Here is a 19,413-nt window from a genome sequence, read left to right as displayed (position 1 = left end):
GCTCCGCAGGCCCGAACGCACACATAGATGCAGTCGAATGGACATGTTGCACTCTCCTTGGGGTTAAGGACGGTGGGAGGTGTTTGGAAGTCCGGGCGGGGTCTCGAGCAGGTAGTCGCCTGACGGATCGAGGCCTTTGAGCTCGGCCACGGTCTCGATGCGGCGTGCGGGACCCCGTCCCTTGATGAAGACGATCAGGTCGATTGCCTCGGCTATGAGCCGGCGCGGCACGGTTGCGACCGCCTCCTGGATGAGTTGTTCGATCCGGTAGAGCGCAGCGCGTGCCGAGTTGGCATGGACCGTGGCAATTCCGCCGGGATGGCCTGTGTTCCAGGCCTTCAGCATGTCGAGGGCTTCGGCGCCTCTGACCTCGCCGACGACGATGCGATCTGGGCGCAAGCGCAGCGTGGACCGCACAAGATCGGCAAGGCTCGCCACGCCCGGCTTGGTCCGAAGCGTCACGGCGTCCTTCGCATCGCAGCGCAGCTCGCGGGTGTCCTCGATGATGACCACCCGCTCTTCGAGACCGGCAATCTCCGCAAGGAGAGCATTGGCGAGCGTCGTCTTGCCCGACCCGGTGCCGCCGGCGATCAGGATGCTGCGCGCCTCGGTGACGGCGGCGGTCAGCACCTTCGCCATCAGCGGCGAGGCAATCTGGGCCTTGACGTAGTCGGACAGGCGGAACGTGGTCGTTGCGGGTTTGCGGATCGCAAAGCACGGCGCGAGCGAGACCGGTGGCAGGACCCCTTCGAAGCGTTCGCCGGTTTCGGGAAGCTCTGCCGAGACGATGGGAGACGAACCGCTCGCTTCCGCCCGCACGTGGCTGGCAACAAGCCGGATGATCCGCTCCGACTCCTGCGGCGTCAGGACGACGCCGGTGTCAGCGCGGCCCGTCCCATGTCGGTCAAGCCAAAGCCTTCCATCGGGATTGACCATGACCTCGACGACATCAGGCTCTTCCAAAGCCAGGGCGATCGCTGGTCCCATCGCGGTCCGCAGCATCCCGCGGCGTCGTTCACGGGTCTCTGGCGAGAGAAGATCAGACATTGCCGACCTCCTCTCGCCCTGCCGGAGAATGCTCCGGCGGCTCACCCGTCGCGCCCTGCGCGCGGGACCCAGTATCGCTGTGTTGGGCAGCGCCCAGAGGGGCGCCCTCCTCGACGTTCCGCATGAAGAGATCCGGCTTCGAGGCGCTGACGCGGTCCATGACGTCGGCGACAAGGCGGCCGCCGGAGGCGACGCGCTTGCCGACCTGCGCGACAAACATCTCGAACCGCTCACGTCCCAGCGCTCGCGCCGCATCCTGGTCTTGCGATGGCAATGGCGGGGTGATGGTCAGGTAGTAGCGGATGAAGAGCGCAATGGTCTCCGCCAGGACACTCACGTCGCGGTCGGCCCGTTCCAGTTGCCGGCTCATCCGGTCCAGCCTTCGGATCAGCGCCGCATCGCCGCTTGCGTCCCGCTCAGGATTGAGAAAGCGATCAAGCGCAGCGTCCACGATCGCTGACTTATTGGTTCCCGGCCGCTTGGCCGCGAGTTCGAGCCGTTGCGCCACGCTATCGCTGACGTAGGCCGACAGTTTCGGTTTCATCGGAAATGCTCTTCAGAATGAGGGGAGAAGATCGTCATCGTCGCGGGTGACGGCATGGGCTCGGCGTACGGCGCCGGACGCGCCTGCGGATTGCTGCATCTGGTTGTGGTCGGCGGCGACGTCAGACTCGTCGTCAAGCAATCGCTCCTCGATGGCGCGAGCGTCGTTTACGGCCGGTGCCGCCTCATCGAACAACGGCAATTGTTGCTTGAGACCGCCCTCTTCGCCGCCTGTCTGCATGAGCTCGCGATATGGCAGGGTCGCAAGGCGAAGGTCGGTGGAGCGCACCTGACCGCTCCAATTGTCAGGGCGTGCCGCAGGCCGGTCGGGATACTCGTCGCCCGTCAAGGACGGCGGCCTGCGCAGGCGCCTGACGAAGTTTGCGTCATCATAGTGCCGCAGCTTGATTGCCCGGACCGGTGCAAGGCCGGACACCAGCACGATGGCCTGGTCGGGCGGCAACTGCATCACTTCGCCTGGCGTCAGCAAAGGACGCGCCGTCTCCTGACGGCTGACCATGACATGGCCAAGCCACGGAGCCAGCCGATGGCCCGCATAGTTGCGCTGGGCCCGCAGTTCTGTCGCGGTGCCGAGGGCGTCCGATATCCGCTTTGCGGTGCGCTCGTCATTGGCGGCGAACGCGATGCGGACGTGGCAATTGTCTAGAATCGCGTTGTTCTCGCCATAGGCCTTTGCGATCTGGTTGAGCGACTGGGCGATCAGATAGGCGCGGATGCCGTAGCCGGCCATGAAGGCGAGCGTACTTTCGAAGAAGTCGAGCCGGCCGAGCGCAGGAAATTCATCCAGCATCATCAGGAGCTGGCGCAGTTTGCGGTCACCCTTGGTGTTGAGCGTCTCTGTCAGCCGTCGACCAATCTGGTTCAGGATCAACCTGATCAGCGGCTTGGTCCGGCTGATGTCCGACGGCGGAACGACGAGGTACAGCGTGACTGGCTTGCCGGCACTGACGAGGTCGGCGATGCGCCAGTCGCAGCTTTCGGTGTTTCGGCTGACGACGGGATCGCGGTAGAGGCCGAGAAAGCTCACGGCGGTCGACAGAACGCCGGAGCGTTCGTTTTCGGACTTGTTGAGCAGCTCGCGTGCGGTCGCGGCGACGACGGGGTGCACTTTCGGCTCCGCCTCGGTGCCGAGGTGATTGGTCGCCAGCATGATCCTGAGCGTCTTCTCAAAGGACTGCGCAGGGTCGGCCAGGATCTCGGTGACGCGGGTGAGCGTCTTCTTCTCTTCCGCATAGAGAACGTGAAGAATGACGCCGACCAGCAGCGAGTGACTGGTCTTTTCCCAATGGGTTCGACGTTCCAGCGCACCTTCGGGGTCGACCAGGATGTCGGCGATGTTCTGGACGTCGCGGACCTCGGCCGCCCCTTTGCGCACCTCGAGCAACGGATTATAGCGGGCGCTCCGCGAATCCGTGGGATTGAACAGGAGGCAATGCGAGAAGATCGAACGCCAACCGGAGGTCAATTCCCAGTTTTCGCCCTTGATGTCGTGCACCACCGCCGACGACGTCCACGAGAGCAATGTGGGCAAGACCAGCCCTACGCCCTTGCCCGACCGGGTCGGCGCAAAGCACATGACGTGCTCCGGTCCGTCGTGGCGCAGATAGTTGTTCTCGAGGCGCCCCAGGAAAACGCCCTTGGATGCGAACAGGCCGGCAGCCTTGATTTCCTTTGGGGTCGCCCACCGAGCCGAACCGTAAGTGGTCACCAATTGGCTTTGGCGCGCGCGCCACACCGAATTGACGATCGCAAACAGCGCGCCCGCGATCCCGCCGCCGGCCGCGATGGCTCCGCCCTCCTGGAAGATCTCGGGCGCATAGGCTTCAAAGGCGAACCACCATTCGAACAACCGCCAGGGAAGATAGACGCGATAGCCGACGATCAGAAACCAGGGCTCACCCAAGCGCTGCTGATAGCCGAGAGCCGCAGCGGTCCATTGCGTGGCGCCCCAGGTCGAGACCACGACGATGCCGAGCACGACGGCGATCTGACCGACATAGATTTTTGCTGGAAACATCCGCCTGCCCCACTCACTCACCCCACGTGAACGGCGGGATCAAAACGGCGAATGCGGCGAGCCTTCAATCGAAATAAAAAGTCGCGCCGTCAGCGAGCGCGAGATTCATCAGGTCTAATCAGGCGTCGGCCTTGAAGATCAAGATCAGTGCAGCGTCATCGAACGCCTCAACAGCGCGTGAACGTTTGGCGTAAATAGCATCTCGTTGCCATGTCACCCACTGAACCTTGGCGATTGGCGCTCAACACCGTAGCGACCATGCGCGAGTCGGTGCGGCCACGAAGCCCCACGATGTGGTTCTGCAAGACTGAGCTGGATCTAATTGTATTCATCGCGAAGTGTCGAATGGGTCAGTGATCAACATGCCGTTTGGCAAGCAAAAGCCAGCAAGGCGCGGACAGTCCGATCACTGCCACCATCATATTGCGCCAGACGCGGTGCCGAGCATGATCGGTGACGTCGACGTGATCGGCATGCCGATATCGGCTCTTCATCGGCAGCACTTGAGTGACAGAGGCGATCATGTTGACGCCGCGCCTGTGCTGCTGGTCGAGGTGACGTTAAAGGCGGAAACGCGAGGCAGAACTTGGCCTGCCCGTCACATGTCATTTTGGCGGAGGAGCCGGCTTGTCGGCGGACTTGTCTACCAAATCGTAATTAGCTGGATCGGATCCGAACTCGGATACACCCTTCGCAAATTCGGTTCGGAGCAACGACTGGAAGTCATCGTCGTAGGTTGCAATGCTGGTGCGGATCGCAGCTCTCCACTGGTCACCACGAGCCCATGCCTCCATGAAGACGGAGGCAAGATCAGCGTGCTGCCGGTTCTCGATCATTGCTTCAATGATCGATCTGGCTTGAAGTCGATCCTTCGCGCTCTTGGCCGTCCCGTCGCGGTCTTGCTTCCGGCGGGATCCGACGATCAGCTTGTGGATGGCATATCGCTCTGGAGATGGAATGAGAGCCGGCACGCCTGCACCGTGCAGCAGCACGGCACGGATGGGCTCGTAAATCAGGTAATCGAGAAAGCGCAGCGGAAATGCCGCCGCACCACCGAGCGCCGGCATCGGAACTGGCTTGCCTGCTTGATCATCGGACCACTGGTTCGGCGTCAGGAATTCCACCTTGAAGTTGTCCCTCGACACGAACTGGGTGAAGACCCTGCCGTCGGCCTGGCTCGGAACCTCGCGAAAAGTCGGATCGACATGTCGAAGTACCTCCAGGATCGGAGGCATGGAATCTTTGATCGCGACCGAGATTTCATGGAATTGCGCAAAATCGGCGTCGCCAGTCTGCATGGCGACCGCATCAAGGCGTCGGCCGAGCACGGCGGAGTAACATTGGTAGGCCACTGTTCCCACGAGGACCCCCCTCATGCGGAAAAAGCCAGCCTTGGCCAGTTGCTCCACGACTTGGCCAACCATGGGTAAGGGGCGCGGCAGATAGGCCTCGCGGGTCAGCGTGGAAACAAGGCGGCGACGTCCCTTCAGGTCGGCCTTCAGATCTTTGAATGCCTCGACCCGCTTGGTGATTTCAGGATCGTCCACTGGACCGACGTAGCGACGATCCTGGCCGCCCCCCTCTGGCTTGGGTGTGTCGAAGTACCAGTATTTCTTGTCCTTGACCTCGACAGCCACGAATCTTCCATTCGAGGAAAATTCTGAGGTGAAGCTCTCATCGAGGCTACGCTGGGCCAATTCCGAATATAGCGTTTGATAGGTGATATCGAGGCGGGCGGAGGTCATGCCGGGAACCCCAGTTATACTATTTTAGCGAAAATAGTATAACCAATTCAGCGCAGGGGCAAGCCCGTTATACTATTTCGGCAAAAATAGTATAACTCCCATATTTATCAGTAGTTTATACGTTCTAAAGGCCCAATCCGCGCTTCATGCCGATCGACCAGGAAATCCCCTCCCCGCCGACCTGGCCGGTGACCAATTGCCCGCGGACCTGCTCCAGCACCGGACGCCACGGCACCAGTACGAATTCATAAGACCGCTCGATCAGGGCGAACCGTCCGCTGTTCAGCGCCAGCATGCGCCGGTAGACACCCTCGATCTTGTCGCCGGCTCTGACGTCGACATGTTCAAGGCCGGTGCGCGCGGATATGTCGGCCGCAGTCCTTGCCAGCTCGCGCGCCTCAAGCGTCTCGAGCATGTTCCTGGCAAAACGCATCTGACCGCCTTCCACTCGCGCCAACCCCTGCTCGATCAGCCATTGTCGTCTGGCTCGCAAGGCCGTCTCGACCTCCGCACCAAAGCCGGTCGATGCGAGTTCATTGGGCTCCTTGCTAACGAGCCTGCGATCGAGCCAGGTTGCGCCCACCGCCTGCGGCAGATCCTCCAGCCTCTGCCACGACAGCACCGCGATCCGGACCGAAGCGCGCGATTGCTGGAGTTGTTCGTATCGAAGCGCCCGGTCCAGATAATCCCGCCCCACGCTCCAACCGCCATCGGCAAGACGGCTTACCATCCCCTCGCGCCGCATCGCCTCCAGACGACGGATGTGGGTTCTGACAAATTCGCCTGATGCTTGCGGATCGAATTCTCGATGCGCATGGTCGCTGTAGATGCCTCCATGGTGGGCGGCGATCTCTGCAATCGTGCGATCGATTGCGCGCGGCTCAGCGACGCGCGACCGGAGCTCCAGAATCGTGTTCCGGACAGGCGGTTCTTCGTTGGCACGAAGGATACCAAGCTCCGCATAGTGCGTCCGCCCGTCCACCCCATCGATCACGACATAGCGGCGCTCCGTCAGCTCATCGGCAAAGCCCTCGCCAATGACCCGACCGACCAGACGACGATCGCTTCGTTCCGGATCGAAGATTGCGTAGTTGCCGGCCGCCCGCGTAAATCCTGCCGCGGCCATCTCGCGGTGCATGGTCTTGATGATGTCACCGCGTTCCCCCATGCGCCTGAGCTTTGGCTCGAGCTCAGGGTCGATCCGCCAGCGCCCCGGCTCACCCTCTTCTGCCAACCCCATCCGCTCCAGGGTTCGCAGCCGTCCGATTCGCGCCGTTTGCCAGGCGGGCTCCTGTCCAGACAGCGTACCCAACTCAAGAGCTCCTCCGGCAGCATCTCGCAGAATGCTCCGGTCGAGCCGCGTCAGCCGTTCGGCTGTGATCTCCTGCTGAAGCTTACATGCGACCTCGATTTCCGTTTCCGGGCCGAGCTCTCGCGTGATGAGCTCCGCCGCCCGCGAGCGAAAGCCATGAGCGATATAGTCGCGCGCGATGACGAGATCGTTTCCTTCGCCGTCCTTGCCGCGCAGGACGATGTGGGTATGGGGATGGCCTGTATTGAAATGATCGGCAGCGACCCAGTCGAGCCTGGTGCCGAGGTCCTGCTCCATCTGCCGCATGAGGTCGCGGACGAAGGGTTTCAGGTTCGCCAGCTCCGCGCTGTCCTCAGGCGCAACGATAAACCGGAACTGGTGGCGATCGCTGGCGCTGCGCTCCGTGAAGGACTTTCCGTCGGCGCGGTCATTGCTGGCGTCGTATAGCTCCCCCGGCTCGCTCTCGCGGGTGACACCGTCGCGCTGGACGTATCGCAAGTGAGCTCGTACGGCACCTAGGTCGCCGGACTTGATCCGCACGATCCGCGCCTTGACCACGACACGGCGTTGGCCCTGGCTTCGTCCGCGATCGGCCAGCACCGCACCTTGCGCGCCGCCGCGGCCGATGCGGCCGCCGCTGAACGGCGAGGCCGTCCGCGCACTGGGGCCAGCCTTGGCTGCCTCCTGCCGGACGCGTCGAAGATAGCTGGACGCCTTCCTCGCCCGGCGGTTGCCGATCCGTCCAAGCTTCACTTCGAATTCGTCGTCGATCTCTCGCATGGCCCGCGTCCGGCGTTTGGCGAAGACGCCGATATGTGAAGCCGACGAGCGCTCGCCAAGACGCAGATGCAATTGCCCAAGTTCGGCATTGCGTTGGGCCGAACCTGGCGACAGCGAAGATCCGGAGAGCGCTAAATCTTGGATGTGCAGACAACGGCTTGGGCGCTCCGTAGCGCCAGTGCTTTTATCTTGCCTTCCTAATCGGGCGTTCAAAGTCAAGCCACACCTACGCTTTTCTTCGCCTTTCTGCACTTCAGCCATGACAGACTCCTTGCAACAACAACACGCGCACCTCTCCAAAACCGCGACCGCGGCTTGCATTCACCAGGCGGGGTCCATGCGTTCCTTCGCGTTCAGCACATCGGCCGTCGCATGCTCTTCATCAGGTTCGTAAACAGGGCTGTCCAAGCAGTCTGGCGCTCTCATCACGAAAATGGCAGCAGGCAAGAGATAGCGGACATTCCCTGTTTCGCGGCCCCGCCAGGGGACGCTCACCGCGCGCGCGGATCTCTAATGGTTGCTCCTTCTCAACATGCCGGCTGCAACACCAGCGCTAATCTTTTGCGTCCCCGCAGCAATTACTGCGCAGGCTTCAAACGCAATCTTTGTGTGACCTTGGCGCCGAACCCAACGTGGAAGTCGGTCTGATTAACCCACATCCTATGCAGGATGCTCGCAAGCTTGCGTGCGACCGCGACAATCGCGCACAGCATGCTCGACCGTTTGGCGATCCGCAGGCCCCACGCCCGCAAGGCCGACCATTTCCTGACCCGCAGCAGCAGGCTTGCCGCCGCCTCGCCGAGCGCCTCGCGAACCGCGACGTCGCCCTGTTTGGTAATTCGGCCCTCGTAGTCGATGGACGTTCCAGACTGGTGTCGTCTTGGCGTCAGGCCAAAATGGGCGCCTACTGTCCGAGATCGTGCAAACCGAAGAGGGTCATCAACACCAACCTTGAACGAAAGGGCGGCAACGGGACCGACGCCAGGTACGGTCATCAACCGACGACAGATCGCGTCATGCTGGACGACCTGCAGGAGCACCTTATGCAATCGTTCGTAACCCACGAAGATCGCTCGGCGTACGTCCAACATGGCCTCAATCATCATGGAAAATACCGGATCGCTGTGCTCGATGAGCTCGCGGACCCGCGCTTCGTATCCCCCGCGGCCGACCGCTCCAACCATCAGACCGTATGCCCTCAGCGTGCCACGAATGTGGTTTTCAAGATCGATCAGCTTACGCTTGAGGAGCTTCCTGTTGGCTAGCAGAGGGCGCATTTTCTGCATCTCGATGTTCTTGACATGGACGGCGCGGTACCAGCCCAACCGCATCATCTGCGCGATGCCGCGCGCATCGTTTCGGTCAGTTTTGTTGCGCATCGTCGATAGCGAAACGCGCATATGGCGCGCTTCCACGACAATGATTGGAAGCCCGGCTGCCTGTAGTTCGCGATACAGCCAGATACCTAGCGATGACGCCTCGACCCCCACCCTATCGAGGCGATCCGCGTAGTCCTCCAACGCGGAGCGGATCGCCTCTGGCTCAGTGTTGACCTTCACTTCGCGGACCGTGAGACCCTCGCTATCCACGATACAAACGCTGGTTTCTTCAAGGCCAACGTCCAATCCAACGTACAGTTTCATCGGAGCTCTCCCTTATGGCAACGACTTTCCAAGTCGTTGCACCAGGCTCCGGATTCGGCCACGACCGTCTTATCCCCGTGCACCGGTATCTCGAGGCCCGATTTGAAGAGCCCTCTTAATCAGTCGTCTCGTGCGCTTCATCTCACCCATTCTCGCTTCCTCTCTCTGCTGTGACAAGGTCCTCGCATCGACGCCACGAAGCCTCGCCGACCACGAGAGTCCCGGTGCGCCGTGCACTCTTGCGCGCTCGTCGACGGGCGTAAATTCGCTGCGACAAGGCAGCCGATAACCGTCGCGGCGCATCTTTCCATCGGTCTGACGGAGCATCATCACAGGCACTATCGCGTGGTCCAGTCGCCCTTTGAGGGGCGTGGCCACACGCAAGATAACGTGCGTTCCGTCGTCGTGGATCTGCACCAGGTCTCGTCCGCCGCGGCGGAGCTCCGTGTTCATAGCTGGCTCGAAACGCAGCTCTCTCGCGTACCTAGCAGCAGCACGCTTGATGAAGCGATCCGGTACGCACTCAGGCGGTGGGAAGGTCTGACGCGCTTCCTGCAAGATGGCCGCATTGAACTCGACACAAATCCGGTGGAACGTGCGATCAGGCCCGTGGCGCTCGGCCGCAAGAACCACCTCTTCGCCGGCAGCGATGGCGGCGGACATCGCTGGGCAGTCGCCTGCTCGCTCATCGAGACCTGCAAGCTCAACGACGTCGAACCCTACGCCTACCTGCCTGACGTATTGCAGCGTAGTCGACGGACATCCCGTGAGCCGTCTCGAGGAACTGCTGCCGTGGAACTGGAAATCCGCAGAGCCCCTGTGATTTGAACCTGCGCCGCACGGATCTGCCAGCTTGCCCGTCATGCCAACGGCCACGGGCATCAGCTGCACTAGCCAAATATAGCGCGAAATGCCATCCTGGAGGCACTGGCGGCCGTGAAGGGCCATACGGGCGACAACGCCCGAACAATATCGAGGCTATCAAATGGTCACTAAACGAACTCAACCAAAGTTGTTCGAACGTCGTGGGAACGCACGTATCATAGACCGCAGTGATATCTCTCACTTCGTCGGCAAATGCGAGCTGTGCGGAAAGAAGGATGAGCTTCGGCCTTACGGCCCAAACCACGAAAATATCTGCTTCGAGTGCGGCATGAAAAATAAGGAATTGGCGAAGAAGCGGTTCACCGACATGCTGGATGGTACCGGGCACTAAGGGCCGAATGACGGACATCGCAAACGCGGCCGCGTGGAGAGGCCTCGCCTATTGCAGGAGCTCCCCGAGTCGGCTGTTTGCCGCTCAAGACCGCCAAGCTCATCAAGGCCCGACGTCATGTGCAGCCCCCTGACGCATACCGCCTTAAGCCCTAGCGGCTCTTGCTTTGCTCAAAATGCCACTTGGCCGAGGGAGCAAATGACACGAGGGGTTGCGTTTCATCGATCGGACGAACAGCAGTTCGGGCTCGGGGGCCCTTCCTGCTCGTGCTGTAGCAGGATCGCTCGAACTGCCGAAGCAGCATGCGCAGCGATCGAAAATTGGAGTCCAACGCGATGCGAAATTCCGGCAGATCAGTCCAAGACGCCGCCCCAAGATCCGTCCGGCTGATCGCATTTTGGCCGGCGGCGAACCTCGCCTCAACGGAAAGAGGCCCTTCGGCTCTCCTCCAGGCCGGCGCGACGAACAAAAAAAGCCCCGCCTCGGAGGAGGCGGGGCTGATGGTTCGCCAAATCAGTCGCCGTTGCGGCGGGACCAGATCAGGCTGAATCCCTCGTCGCCTTCGACCTTCACCAGGGAGGCATAGATCGGGGCCGGGAAGCTCGGATCGTCGAGCTTGACCGAGAGATATTCGCGCTCGCTGCCGCGGGCGGTCTTCTTCCAGGCGGCGCCGAACTCGGTTGCGCCTGCGAAGATGCGGTAGTCCGGGGCCTTGTCGTTGTCCTTCTCGGATGCGACGAGCTTAGCCTTAATGTTCAGCGTCAGCGTCTTGATCGAGCCGGTGTAGCCGTTGTCGGAAGCGGTGAAAGTGCCGATGGTTGCCATGTTCATCTCCGTCTGTTTTGCTCGGGCCGCGCCCATCGCAGCCTCGATGGCGATCCCTTGCCCGGGGAGCGATCGGCCCGCAGCCACAAGGCCCGCAGCGCCAGCGGAGGACGGCGATAAGCCCGCTTTTTTGTCTTTCGCGAGGAATGCCGCCGCTCGGCGGCAGGGGAAAAAAGCAGGCGCAGCCGTTGCGGGAAGGCGATCGAGGCCCTTGCCGTCCCCCCGGGGCTTGATCAGCCCAATCGAGGTCGCGTTGGACGCGAGCCCATGACGGAACTGACCAGAACTAGCGTGGCGTCCGGCTCCGGCGCAGCACACGGAGACACGGCGGAAACCGATCCGGCAAAATGCCGGCATCTGCACATCAAAGTGTGCACTCGATGCGCGCCATCATGACTCGACGAGACGCCTGGCCTGATTTGCCTTGCTTCGCAACAAGACGCGCAACACGGCCAGCCCGGCCGCAGCAAACGGCCTGAGTCGGACGGATCGGCCCCTGATCGGAGGAAAAGGCTTGCATCAGGAGAAGCGACTTTGCATCGATCGAGCCGGCGCCGTGCGCCACCGAACGGGCGGCCCGGTCTGCACAAGCGCCCGCTGACCGAGAGCGCGCCACAGGACATTGGAAGGCGCGCGCCCATTGCCGGCGCGCGTCCATCGTCCACCGCCATTCAGATAGCCGGATTCCAAGTCCAGAGCGGATGCGCGACGCCCAGAATATCGCAGCGCAGGACCGGCCCGAAATACCTGGAATCGAACGAGAGAGGATGCGGCTGCAGCAGAAAATACTCCCCGTCGACGAGCCGCATGCAGCCCTCCCAGGACGGCAATGGCCGGCCTGCGTGGTCCTTCTCCTGGACTTCGGCAATGACCTTTCCGCCCATCGAAATCGCGTCCGTCGGGTCCTTTGTGCGGCAGACCTCATCGCCTCGGACCGCCACCACCTGCTTGAGCAGCGGCACCGCCGGCGGCGCGATCTCGTGCGCGACGATCAGGAGCTCGACCGAAGGCGGCGGCCTCAGCACCGCGAGATCCCCCCTCACGGGCAGGCGCTGCTCGAGATAGTAGAAGCCGAGCGGCGCGCTGCCGGACGCGTTGTAGATCAGGCACGGCGCCCGGTCGGCAAAGGCAATGAAAAGCGTGACGATGCCGCCGCACGTCGTTGCGAGGATCGTGTTTCTCTTGAGGCGACGGCGTGGATCAATCCGCATCGGAGGTCGACCTCCGCTTGCTGGCTTGGGAGAATTCCACGAGGTCCTCGATGTGATAGCGGACGTAGCGGCCGTGCTTCCGGTAGGCGGGCCCGCGCCCTTGCACGCGCATTTTCTCCAGCGTGTTCTTGGTGAGCCTGAGCCAGGCGGCCGCCTCCGTCGTATTCAGGAACGGCTTGTCAGGCTGCTTGTCTTCGATTTTCGTCATGTTGTCCGGCACTCCTTCTCGCGAGAGCCCGCGCAAAGGCACGGGATGCGAGGAGAAGCGTCGTCAGATCGCAGCGGGAATCCGAGTGGCGAAGATCAACCGGGGCGGTTTGCCACCCCGCGCGGGAAGGTAACGTCCAGCGAGAGACAAGCCACCTGCTCAGCCGAGCAGATCGCGGTATCCGCCCCTCATCAGCTCGGTGCCCTTGGCAACCAGCCGCCGTGTCCGGTCTTTCAGAAACTGGCTCGGTCCCTGCCATTCGTCGGCGACCATCTGCGCGCCGAAGATCGTGATCGCGATCTGCCGATAGGTCTTGCCGCTGAGGCTTTCGTCGAGCGCGAGCAGCGCCTGGCGAAGCCGCTCGTCGCCGCCCAACGAAGCGGTTTCGGGCGGCGGCGTCTCGCTCGCCATGAAGCGCTGCAGGCGCTTCATGAGTTCGATCTGGGCCGCAAGCTCCGACAGGCTTTCGAGTTCGAATACCGGTCGGAACCTGCCGGTGAGAACCGGAAGGCCATGGAGCTCGACCGCGACATGAACACCCCCGCCCTTCATCAGCACGAGCGGCACGCCGTCAGCGTCGATCACCGCATGGCGCTCCACCTTGAAGTCGGCGAGCACATTCGTTGGTTCCTCGCCGCCCTGGCGCGGCGGCAATGCCCTCAGCCGCACCACGCGTTTCAACGCACGCGCATGCCACAACACCGGCGCCTGGCGCGCGGCGAGCGCAGGATCCGCGAAGGCCAGCAGACCCCATTTTTCGGCGTGCGGGAACCGGCGGGGCAGCCGCAACAACCGCGTGCCATCGGTCAGCGTGAGACATGGAAGATGCTTCGGAACGCAGCATCGCCAGTCTGCGGCATAGTCGGCGTTACGCCTCAGGAACTCCCACGCCCAGTCGGCCGCGTCGAAGCGGGCCCGACCAGAAGCCACTTCGCCGCCCCCGCACCGAGCTCGCTTGTGATGCGACATGTTCAAGAGGGTCCACCACGCCTTGAGGTTGCGCTTATGATCGTTCCCACCGATTGCGGCAAGAGGACGGCCCCCTTGCCTCGACCAGCCAAACGCAAGGCACGCTTGAGCAGCCATTGAGCGGCCGACGAATCCGCAAGCTGTCGTCGGCGACCGATCACGGCATCGGCGCGTCCGCAGAGCCAGAGCGAAGCGCACCGCATCGCTGATCAGTCCGCGACGCTCAAGGCAACGCGTTAACCCGACGTGGTATCAATCTTGCAAGTTTCATATTAGCTTGATGGTGCGCGCACCGGTTCACGGTGTGTGCACATTCGTCGAGCCAACCAAACCACGAGGACGACATGGCCAAGAAAGCGAAGAAGGCGAAGAAGACGGCGAAGGCGACCAAGAAGGTCGCCAAGAAGACCAAAAAGATGAAGAAGTAAGCGCGGTTTTCCGCGCTCACGCCGCCGCGGCATCGCCAATTGCGCCGATCATGGCGTGGTGAGACCGGACGCATCGCAAGATGCCCTTCCGAGGCCGCGGCGACGATCAGGCCGGCCCCATGTGCACACGGCTCGAGCAGCCTCTGAATTGATGCACATGGGTCCGGTTTCTTATGATCCGGTCATCCGGACTCTTCCTGCGGCAGCGACCTCGCGCAGCCGCCCCGCTTTTCTGCCTCTGCCGGCTGCGCGCTATCGCCCCCCGGCCGCCCCTTCGACGGAGCAGGCGTTCGGCCGGCCTCCATCGCCGATGCATTGACGGTAGCGCCAGGGCACGACGAATCGTCCGCTCCACATGCCGCTTTGCTTGCCGCGCGCCTCGGCTTCGGCCGACGTAGTCACCCTTGCTGTAGCGCGGCCAGTCGATCGCAAAGCCGCCGCGCACCAGCCAGTCGGCAAGATCAACCTTGCCGACGCTGCAGACTGCCACCGACCGCCCGTACCGATCGCGGTCGACCTCCACACAGGCCACGGCCTGCCTCCCGATCAACGCGCCCAATACGTTTGCGGCCACTTGCCCGCAGCGATAATGGCCCCCCGCCGGTCACGGCAGAGCTGGTCGTGCTCCGGCGCGTCGATCCCGTAGAGACGCACGCGTGTGCCATGGATTTCGATGGTATCGCCATCAATCACGCTCGCTTGCCCGGCGACGTCGCCGGCGCGCGCCCGATCGACCGGTGTCGCGACGATGACGAGCAATGCGAAGGCGCGGCTTGCAAGTTGCCTTGGCCTCGAAACCCGGTTCAACCTCGCTCCGGCAGGGTCTGCCCTGACGCGATCTTCTCGGATGGCCGGTTTTCCACATGTCCCCGCCGCGGCCTACGGCCCACCAACCGTCAGCGAGGAAACAACCTGCACCAGCATCACGAGCATCGCGGTCAGCGTCGCGCCCCCGACCACAAACTGCGCAACGCACCGCTTCACCATGGCGCTGCCGTCAACAAAGATGCTGAATGCATTTGGCATGGGCCGGCTCCGTCCAGTTCCTTCCGTGGATCGAGCCGGACTCATAGTCTGAGTCGCTGCGCGGGCGCCGCAAGCTTATTTCTCGCGGCGTTAGGGTTTGATTCACGACTCGGGGACTCCCGCCGAACGACTGCGGTGGGGGCCTACCGAAGTCGAATCGGCAGGCTCAGTCGCCAATAAGCAAATGCTTAGCGCCCTCCCAGCAGCTGGGAGCATGCAGGCTCTTCGCGGGACGTGATCGGGCACGCTCAGCTCTTCGCCGCGGCCGCGATGGGATCTAGGTCGAGAGGTTGGGAACGGGTGCGACCGTTTTGATCAAGTCGCGTGTCAATCACGCCATCTGTGATCGGACGCGCTCAGGATCACTCGCTTTCCGGACTGTCCAGAAGCTGCCGCACTTTCCCTATTGCGCTCGGACAATGAAGGCAAGCCGCCCATTCAAACATGGTCTGGCGAATCGTCGTCGTCAGAATTCCGTGCAGCGCCAGGCGACCAAGAACAACCAGCCGCTCGCGCTCCCGGCGGATGAGGGAAAGATCCGCAAGCACTCGCACGTCGTAACCGAGCCTTGTACCCTCGAGCGCGGCGATGAGCACGTCCTCTTCCAGCCACGCTCCCGCAACAAAGAGCACGTTCGTAGCTGTGGATGTCAGGCTCGCAATGAAGCTGTCATTACGCCAGAGGTCCAGAGGATCAGCCCCGGGTACCGTGGCAAGACCCGGAAACTGGCTGACCCACGACGGTTCGTGCTCACCGACGACGTCGGCCGCGACCCCAAAAACCTCGAACACCGCCGGCAGGAGCGCCATGCTCTGCCGCCGGCTATCAGCGCATTCGATCGACGCTGTCCCGGGCTTGCTAAGCCCGGAATTGATCAGGACCAGACGACTTTGCCGTGGATCTGCCAGCATCGCTTCGATTTGAGAATGGACCGGATCGCCGATAGATGACGGAAAGCCGTAGTCAGGCGGCCGCGAGAGGCAGGGGCCCTTCCCGAAGCACGGGGCCTTCGACGGCTGCATGTCGGTACATCGCGGCTAGCGCAGCATCGGAATTCCGCAGGAAACCCGCTAGCGCCATGGTTTGGCCGATTCGCTGCGCGGGTGCGATCCGCTCCAGCGGCCATCCGGCGCGCCTGAGAATGCGCTCCATGCGCACGTCGGTGACGGTTGCGATCGCATCCGCTCGGGCCGCTCGCATGCCCTCGATCATGGCCGCAAACAGCAAGAACGTCGTGCGATTGAGCCCGCCCGCCGCCGGCTCCGAAGCGCGGGTGGTATCGACGCAAAACCGCGAGCTTTCGAGAATCTGCTCGTTCCGCGGTGCCGGCTGGCCTCCGAGCAGACACGGAAACGTATCCGACAACATGGTGGGCCCCGTGGTCGGCAGCAGCCGAACGGATGCCACGACGTCCCGGCTCTCGGTCGCAATCAGCAGATAGGTCGGGTTAAGGGCGTCATAGACGTCGATCTCGAACTCGCCCGATACGGAAACTGTCCAATCGAGACGATCCTTGAACACGCGCCGGCGCAGGCGAAACATTGCGGCAAGCAGATCGAGATGATGCCCGAACTGATGATGGCGGAGAACGACGACTTGCATGGTGACCTCCTGTTGAGAACAGGATTCACAAAGCCAGAGGCGGACGGATCGCGCGCCTGTCGAATCTTGCAGGTCTAACGCCGATACAGGCGAAGCTAGATCTACCCCTATCAAGAATAGGCCAATTTCAGCAATCGAAGATGCCCTTCCTCAAGTGAGGAGGAGGCCTGCTTCATTGTGGGTCGCGATCCCAACGCTCGCGGCGAAGTCAGGGTAATAATCCCCGGCGCAGCGCTTCACCCACGCATTGGGCGATCGTTGCGGCGTCCAGCTTGCGCCGGGCGTTCTCCAGATGGAACACCACCGTACGGGGTGAAATCTGAACGAGGACGGCGATATCCGCGACGGTCTTGCCCCGTGCGACCCAGGCAAGACATTGACGCTCGCGCTGGGTAAGCGTGGCGCTCCCCCGCGTGGGCATTCGCAGGCGTACGGCTGCGTGGGCATGAAAGTAGAGCCCGACAAGGTAAACGGCAGTCTCAGAACCCGCGACAAGCCGGCTCGTTGAGGCGGCGGGTTCGTCGGTCGCCATGGTGAACGCCGCCATCTGTCCGTAACCGCCTCTAATCGGGACGGTGACGCCAGACCTGATCCCGAACGTCATCGCCTCATCGAAGAAGCTGCGCTGTTGCTTTGTTCCGGCGGGTTTGGATGCACCGTCACCCCAGCAGAACATTTCATTTTCAGAACGAGCCCGGCGCACGACGGGATCGAGTCTCTGATAACCAAGTTCGAAGTATCGCCCGGTCCACGCCTTCGGATAGGAGGAGACAAGCATCGGTGCTTGGTTGGTGATCTGCAGATAAGCGAACCATCGGAATCCCAGCCGCAAGGTCACGCGTCGCGCGACCTTTTCGAACCCCTGCTCGTCGTCTACCGTCCAGATGGCATCGACGAACTCCTGAAATAACCGATCCACCGCTGTCATCATTGAGTCACCGGCCCGGTCAGGTCACCAGCTGAGACACGAGACACGCCACCGGTAGGCAGCAAGCGGCCTTGGCTACCGGGCAACGCCGGCCGCTAAGAGATCGCGCTCACTCGACTCCACGACAGGACTGCCTCAACAGTTCCCGCCCCGGCTTGGCCACACAGTGCCGACATTCTCCATCGATTGGATCCCGAGATCTCGCGATCCAGTCGATGGCCTCTAGAGATGCGCTGCTACATGTTTATGAGCAGAGAAGCGAGAAAGTTTAGAGAGGGCCCCTCGGTCTTGAAGTACGCGAGACTTGGATGGTCCGTGTAGCCCAACCCGATCGTCCCCCAGAGCCCGGGCATCAGATGCGCGGTGTATGTCGCCGTGACCGAATTGGAGGTTCGAGCAGCAAAGGCTCCGGTAAGGCTTGAGAGCTGATTGGTGGCGTCCGCCAGATAGTGGCTTACGACGTTTCGAGCCATGACAACCGAGAGTATGTCCGTTGGGTGGTTATCCAATGGTCCGATCCAATACGCTCGGCCCTCATAGTATTGAGAGATGCCCGTCGTCTCGGGCGGCGCGTACATGACCGACATGCCCGCATAGATGCCGCGGTGCGCCGTCAGAGGTGACGACGGATCCTGTTGCCACAGCTGTCCGTCGGCAAGAAACGTTACACCGAAATTGCCCGCGTGTGTTGCAAACGGATTGGCAGGAAGATGCGAAAAGTCACGGAATGTGGAGCTATTGTAGAGGACGTCGAACCGGAGCCAGGCTTGTGGATTTCCCGGACTCGCCGGCCGCTTGTAGCCGAACTCGTCGATCAAGAGCTCGCCGGTTCCTATTGGCCCGTTCCAGTTGAACCCTGAAGGGTTCGTGAGTGTTTCGTCAAACACTACATTACCGGTGACACTGTTGATCGGAAGGCTTCGCTGCACCGCAGCCTGATTGTAGATCGTGTCGGTGATGTGCCACGTTGTTCTGAAGCTTGGGGTCGGCAAAATCGATAGGCCCAGTTGCACCGGGATCGAGCCGCTCGGACCAAACGTATTGGCGAGATTCGACCCAACGAAGGTCCCGATGAACTCCGTCGTGTTGGTGACGTAGCCGAACTTGATCTCCAGCCTCTTGTCGAGGAGCGTCTGATACCAGGCCAGCTGATAGAGCTGGAGAACATTGGGAATGTATCCAACATCGTTGCCAGTGCTGTACTGTCCAGCCACCATCAGTTGCCCGTCCGGCACACCCCAACGGCTCAGATCGTAGGTCAGCCAAGCGATGGTCTCGTTGATGTAACTTGGGCGTTGACCGAAATAGGTCTGATTGCCGGCACACAATGCGCCGGTTACCTGGGAATAACGTGAGACGCAGGGCGGAAAGTAGCCTGGGACCTGGCGCGGCGTATTCAGCATATTCGATTCAAAGATGGCCAGATTGTAGGTCTGCAGGCCAAAACCTGCCGACGCCAATGCCGAACGCCAGCCGCCTTCGTCACGCAGAAGAGAATCGCTATAGGAGGGGAATGGGATGTTCCAGCCCTTTACCCCGTAGCGCTTGTTCAACTCATTCAACCGCTCGCGTTCCGTTGCTGAATCAACTAGCTTCGGATTGGATCCCTTGGCAATCGGCGCATTGTCCTGCCGCGATACGGCATGGTCTGCCCCTCTCATCCTTTGAGCGGTTGCAACCTTCCTTTGCTTTTGGGTGACCGATGCGACGGGCTTTGCATCTGCCTCGATGGGCTGCGCTCGAGCAGCCGCTTCACCGATGACAAGCAATGCCAAGCCAAGGCCGGCCGAGCCAATAAGTCTCCTCCGAAGCTGGCGGAAACCGTTTCCGGCAATCGTCCGGGCTCCTCGAATGCTGAGGACGACGTGGTTTCGATGCATTTTCTCCTCCCT

At 61.9% G+C, this 19,413-nt stretch carries 19 protein-coding genes and 1 pseudogene; 2 read left to right on the top strand and 18 right to left on the bottom strand.

Annotation, left to right across the window (positions count from 1 at the left end; genetic code table 11):
* Positions 1–63 precede the first annotated feature (63 nt).
* The 7 genes from trbB to AC066Y_RS10480 all read right to left on the bottom strand — a co-directional run bounded on the left by trbB (position 64) and on the right by AC066Y_RS10480 (position 9,108).
* A complete protein-coding gene (gene trbB / locus AC066Y_RS10510; RefSeq protein WP_478273815.1) occupies positions 64–1,047 on the bottom strand; it encodes a P-type conjugative transfer ATPase TrbB in 984 nt (327 codons plus the stop codon).
* Positions 1,040–1,591 (bottom strand): CopG family transcriptional regulator, encoded by a 552-nt coding sequence (locus AC066Y_RS10505; protein WP_478273814.1) that lies wholly within the window; start codon positions 1,589–1,591, stop codon positions 1,040–1,042. The genes trbB and AC066Y_RS10505 overlap by 8 nt, the downstream gene beginning before the upstream one ends.
* A 12-nt stretch (positions 1,592–1,603) precedes the next feature.
* Positions 1,604–3,628, bottom strand: coding sequence for a conjugal transfer protein TraG (locus AC066Y_RS10500; RefSeq protein WP_478273813.1), 2,025 nt, complete (start codon positions 3,626–3,628; stop codon positions 1,604–1,606).
* 350 nt (positions 3,629–3,978) lie between these two features.
* Complete coding sequence (locus tag AC066Y_RS10495; protein WP_478273812.1) at positions 3,979–4,152, bottom strand: hypothetical protein; 174 nt, start codon at positions 4,150–4,152, stop codon at positions 3,979–3,981.
* An 81-nt stretch (positions 4,153–4,233) separates the two neighbouring features.
* On the bottom strand, positions 4,234–5,373 hold the full coding sequence (locus tag AC066Y_RS10490; protein WP_478273811.1) for a nucleotidyltransferase family protein: 1,140 nt from the start codon (positions 5,371–5,373) through the stop codon (positions 4,234–4,236).
* 124 nt (positions 5,374–5,497) lie between these two features.
* Complete coding sequence (gene rlxS / locus AC066Y_RS10485; protein ID WP_478273810.1) at positions 5,498–7,726, bottom strand: relaxase/mobilization nuclease RlxS; 2,229 nt, start codon at positions 7,724–7,726, stop codon at positions 5,498–5,500.
* Positions 7,727–8,043: 317 nt separating this feature from the next.
* On the bottom strand, positions 8,044–9,108 hold the full coding sequence (locus AC066Y_RS10480; protein WP_478273809.1) for an IS110 family RNA-guided transposase: 1,065 nt from the start codon (positions 9,106–9,108) through the stop codon (positions 8,044–8,046).
* A 456-nt stretch (positions 9,109–9,564) separates the two neighbouring features.
* Between AC066Y_RS10480 and AC066Y_RS10475 the strand changes: the two are divergent.
* Positions 9,565–9,931 (top strand): annotated as a pseudogene (locus tag AC066Y_RS10475) (IS66 family transposase); the annotation flags it as partial.
* 906 nt (positions 9,932–10,837) lie between these two features.
* Here AC066Y_RS10475 and AC066Y_RS10470 read toward each other — a convergent pair.
* The 4 genes from AC066Y_RS10470 to AC066Y_RS10455 form a co-directional block, all read right to left on the bottom strand.
* A complete protein-coding gene (locus tag AC066Y_RS10470; protein WP_478273988.1) occupies positions 10,838–11,149 on the bottom strand; it encodes a DUF736 domain-containing protein in 312 nt (103 codons plus the stop codon).
* A 671-nt stretch (positions 11,150–11,820) separates the two neighbouring features.
* The gene (locus AC066Y_RS10465; RefSeq protein WP_478273808.1) at positions 11,821–12,360 is read right to left on the bottom strand and encodes a S26 family signal peptidase; all 540 of its coding nucleotides are present in this window, start codon (positions 12,358–12,360) and stop codon (positions 11,821–11,823) included.
* Positions 12,350–12,568, bottom strand: a complete 219-nt coding sequence (locus AC066Y_RS10460; RefSeq protein WP_420970826.1) for a helix-turn-helix domain-containing protein — start codon at positions 12,566–12,568, stop codon at positions 12,350–12,352. Before AC066Y_RS10460 ends, AC066Y_RS10465 begins: the two co-directional genes overlap by 11 nt.
* A gap of 159 nt (positions 12,569–12,727) precedes the next feature.
* A complete protein-coding gene (locus tag AC066Y_RS10455) occupies positions 12,728–13,537 on the bottom strand; it encodes a DNA -binding domain-containing protein (protein ID WP_478273987.1) in 810 nt (269 codons plus the stop codon).
* Positions 13,538–13,839: 302 nt separating this feature from the next.
* Between AC066Y_RS10455 and AC066Y_RS10450 the strand changes: the two genes are divergently transcribed.
* Positions 13,840–13,965 carry a hypothetical protein gene (locus AC066Y_RS10450; protein ID WP_478273807.1) on the top strand — a complete coding sequence of 42 codons (126 nt, stop codon included), beginning with the start codon at positions 13,840–13,842 and terminating at the stop codon, positions 13,963–13,965.
* A 106-nt stretch (positions 13,966–14,071) separates the two neighbouring features.
* Here AC066Y_RS10450 and AC066Y_RS10445 read toward each other — a convergent pair whose 3' ends face one another.
* The 7 genes from AC066Y_RS10445 to AC066Y_RS10415 form a co-directional block, all read right to left on the bottom strand.
* A complete protein-coding gene (locus AC066Y_RS10445; protein WP_478273986.1) occupies positions 14,072–14,488 on the bottom strand; it encodes a thermonuclease family protein in 417 nt (138 codons plus the stop codon).
* Positions 14,489–14,511: 23 nt separating this feature from the next.
* A complete protein-coding gene (locus AC066Y_RS10440) occupies positions 14,512–14,772 on the bottom strand; it encodes a thermonuclease family protein (protein ID WP_478273806.1) in 261 nt (86 codons plus the stop codon).
* A gap of 72 nt (positions 14,773–14,844) precedes the next feature.
* Positions 14,845–14,991 carry a hypothetical protein gene (locus AC066Y_RS10435; RefSeq protein WP_478273805.1) on the bottom strand — a complete coding sequence of 49 codons (147 nt, stop codon included), beginning with the start codon at positions 14,989–14,991 and terminating at the stop codon, positions 14,845–14,847.
* Positions 14,992–15,353: 362 nt separating this feature from the next.
* Positions 15,354–15,800: a cysteine hydrolase family protein gene (locus AC066Y_RS10430; protein ID WP_478273804.1), complete on the bottom strand. Its 447-nt coding sequence runs from the start codon at positions 15,798–15,800 to the stop codon at positions 15,354–15,356.
* 154 nt (positions 15,801–15,954) lie between these two features.
* Positions 15,955–16,593: an acyl-homoserine-lactone synthase gene (locus AC066Y_RS10425; RefSeq protein WP_478273803.1), complete on the bottom strand. Its 639-nt coding sequence runs from the start codon at positions 16,591–16,593 to the stop codon at positions 15,955–15,957.
* Positions 16,594–16,801: 208 nt separating this feature from the next.
* Positions 16,802–17,524 (bottom strand): autoinducer binding domain-containing protein, encoded by a 723-nt coding sequence (locus AC066Y_RS10420; RefSeq protein ID WP_478273802.1) that lies wholly within the window; start codon positions 17,522–17,524, stop codon positions 16,802–16,804.
* Positions 17,525–17,757: 233 nt separating this feature from the next.
* Positions 17,758–19,401: a carbohydrate porin gene (locus AC066Y_RS10415; protein ID WP_478273801.1), complete on the bottom strand. Its 1,644-nt coding sequence runs from the start codon at positions 19,399–19,401 to the stop codon at positions 17,758–17,760.
* Between the last annotated feature and the right edge of the window lie 12 nt (positions 19,402–19,413).

This window comes from Bradyrhizobium sp. USDA3010, from assembly GCF_056429065.1.
The sequence above is the reverse complement of the archived record's forward strand: the minus strand, read 5'-3'. Positions and strand labels throughout refer to the sequence as shown.

Bases quoted from the DNA above. Each gene is read 5' to 3' on its own strand.
- AC066Y_RS10465 (WP_478273808.1), bottom strand. From the start codon at position 12,360: ATGCGGATTGATCCACGCCGTCGCCTCAAGAGAAACACGATCCTCGCA.
- AC066Y_RS10420 (WP_478273802.1), bottom strand. From the start codon at position 17,524: ATGATGACAGCGGTGGATCGGTTATTTCAGGAGTTCGTCGATGCCATC.
- AC066Y_RS10495 (WP_478273812.1), bottom strand. From the start codon at position 4,152: ATGATCGCCTCTGTCACTCAAGTGCTGCCGATGAAGAGCCGATATCGG.
- AC066Y_RS10460 (WP_420970826.1), bottom strand. From the start codon at position 12,568: ATGACGAAAATCGAAGACAAGCAGCCTGACAAGCCGTTCCTGAATACG.
- rlxS (WP_478273810.1), bottom strand. From the start codon at position 7,726: ATGGCTGAAGTGCAGAAAGGCGAAGAAAAGCGTAGGTGTGGCTTGACT.
- AC066Y_RS10430 (WP_478273804.1), bottom strand. From the start codon at position 15,800: ATGGCGCTCCTGCCGGCGGTGTTCGAGGTTTTTGGGGTCGCGGCCGAC.
- AC066Y_RS10415 (WP_478273801.1), bottom strand. From the start codon at position 19,401: ATGCATCGAAACCACGTCGTCCTCAGCATTCGAGGAGCCCGGACGATT.
- AC066Y_RS10470 (WP_478273988.1), bottom strand. From the start codon at position 11,149: ATGGCAACCATCGGCACTTTCACCGCTTCCGACAACGGCTACACCGGC.
- trbB (WP_478273815.1), bottom strand. From the start codon at position 1,047: ATGTCTGATCTTCTCTCGCCAGAGACCCGTGAACGACGCCGCGGGATG.
- AC066Y_RS10455 (WP_478273987.1), bottom strand. From the start codon at position 13,537: ATGTCGCATCACAAGCGAGCTCGGTGCGGGGGCGGCGAAGTGGCTTCT.
- AC066Y_RS10505 (WP_478273814.1), bottom strand. From the start codon at position 1,591: ATGAAACCGAAACTGTCGGCCTACGTCAGCGATAGCGTGGCGCAACGG.
- AC066Y_RS10500 (WP_478273813.1), bottom strand. From the start codon at position 3,628: ATGTTTCCAGCAAAAATCTATGTCGGTCAGATCGCCGTCGTGCTCGGC.
- AC066Y_RS10435 (WP_478273805.1), bottom strand. From the start codon at position 14,991: ATGCCAAATGCATTCAGCATCTTTGTTGACGGCAGCGCCATGGTGAAG.
- AC066Y_RS10425 (WP_478273803.1), bottom strand. From the start codon at position 16,593: ATGCAAGTCGTCGTTCTCCGCCATCATCAGTTCGGGCATCATCTCGAT.
- AC066Y_RS10480 (WP_478273809.1), bottom strand. From the start codon at position 9,108: ATGAAACTGTACGTTGGATTGGACGTTGGCCTTGAAGAAACCAGCGTT.
- AC066Y_RS10490 (WP_478273811.1), bottom strand. From the start codon at position 5,373: ATGACCTCCGCCCGCCTCGATATCACCTATCAAACGCTATATTCGGAA.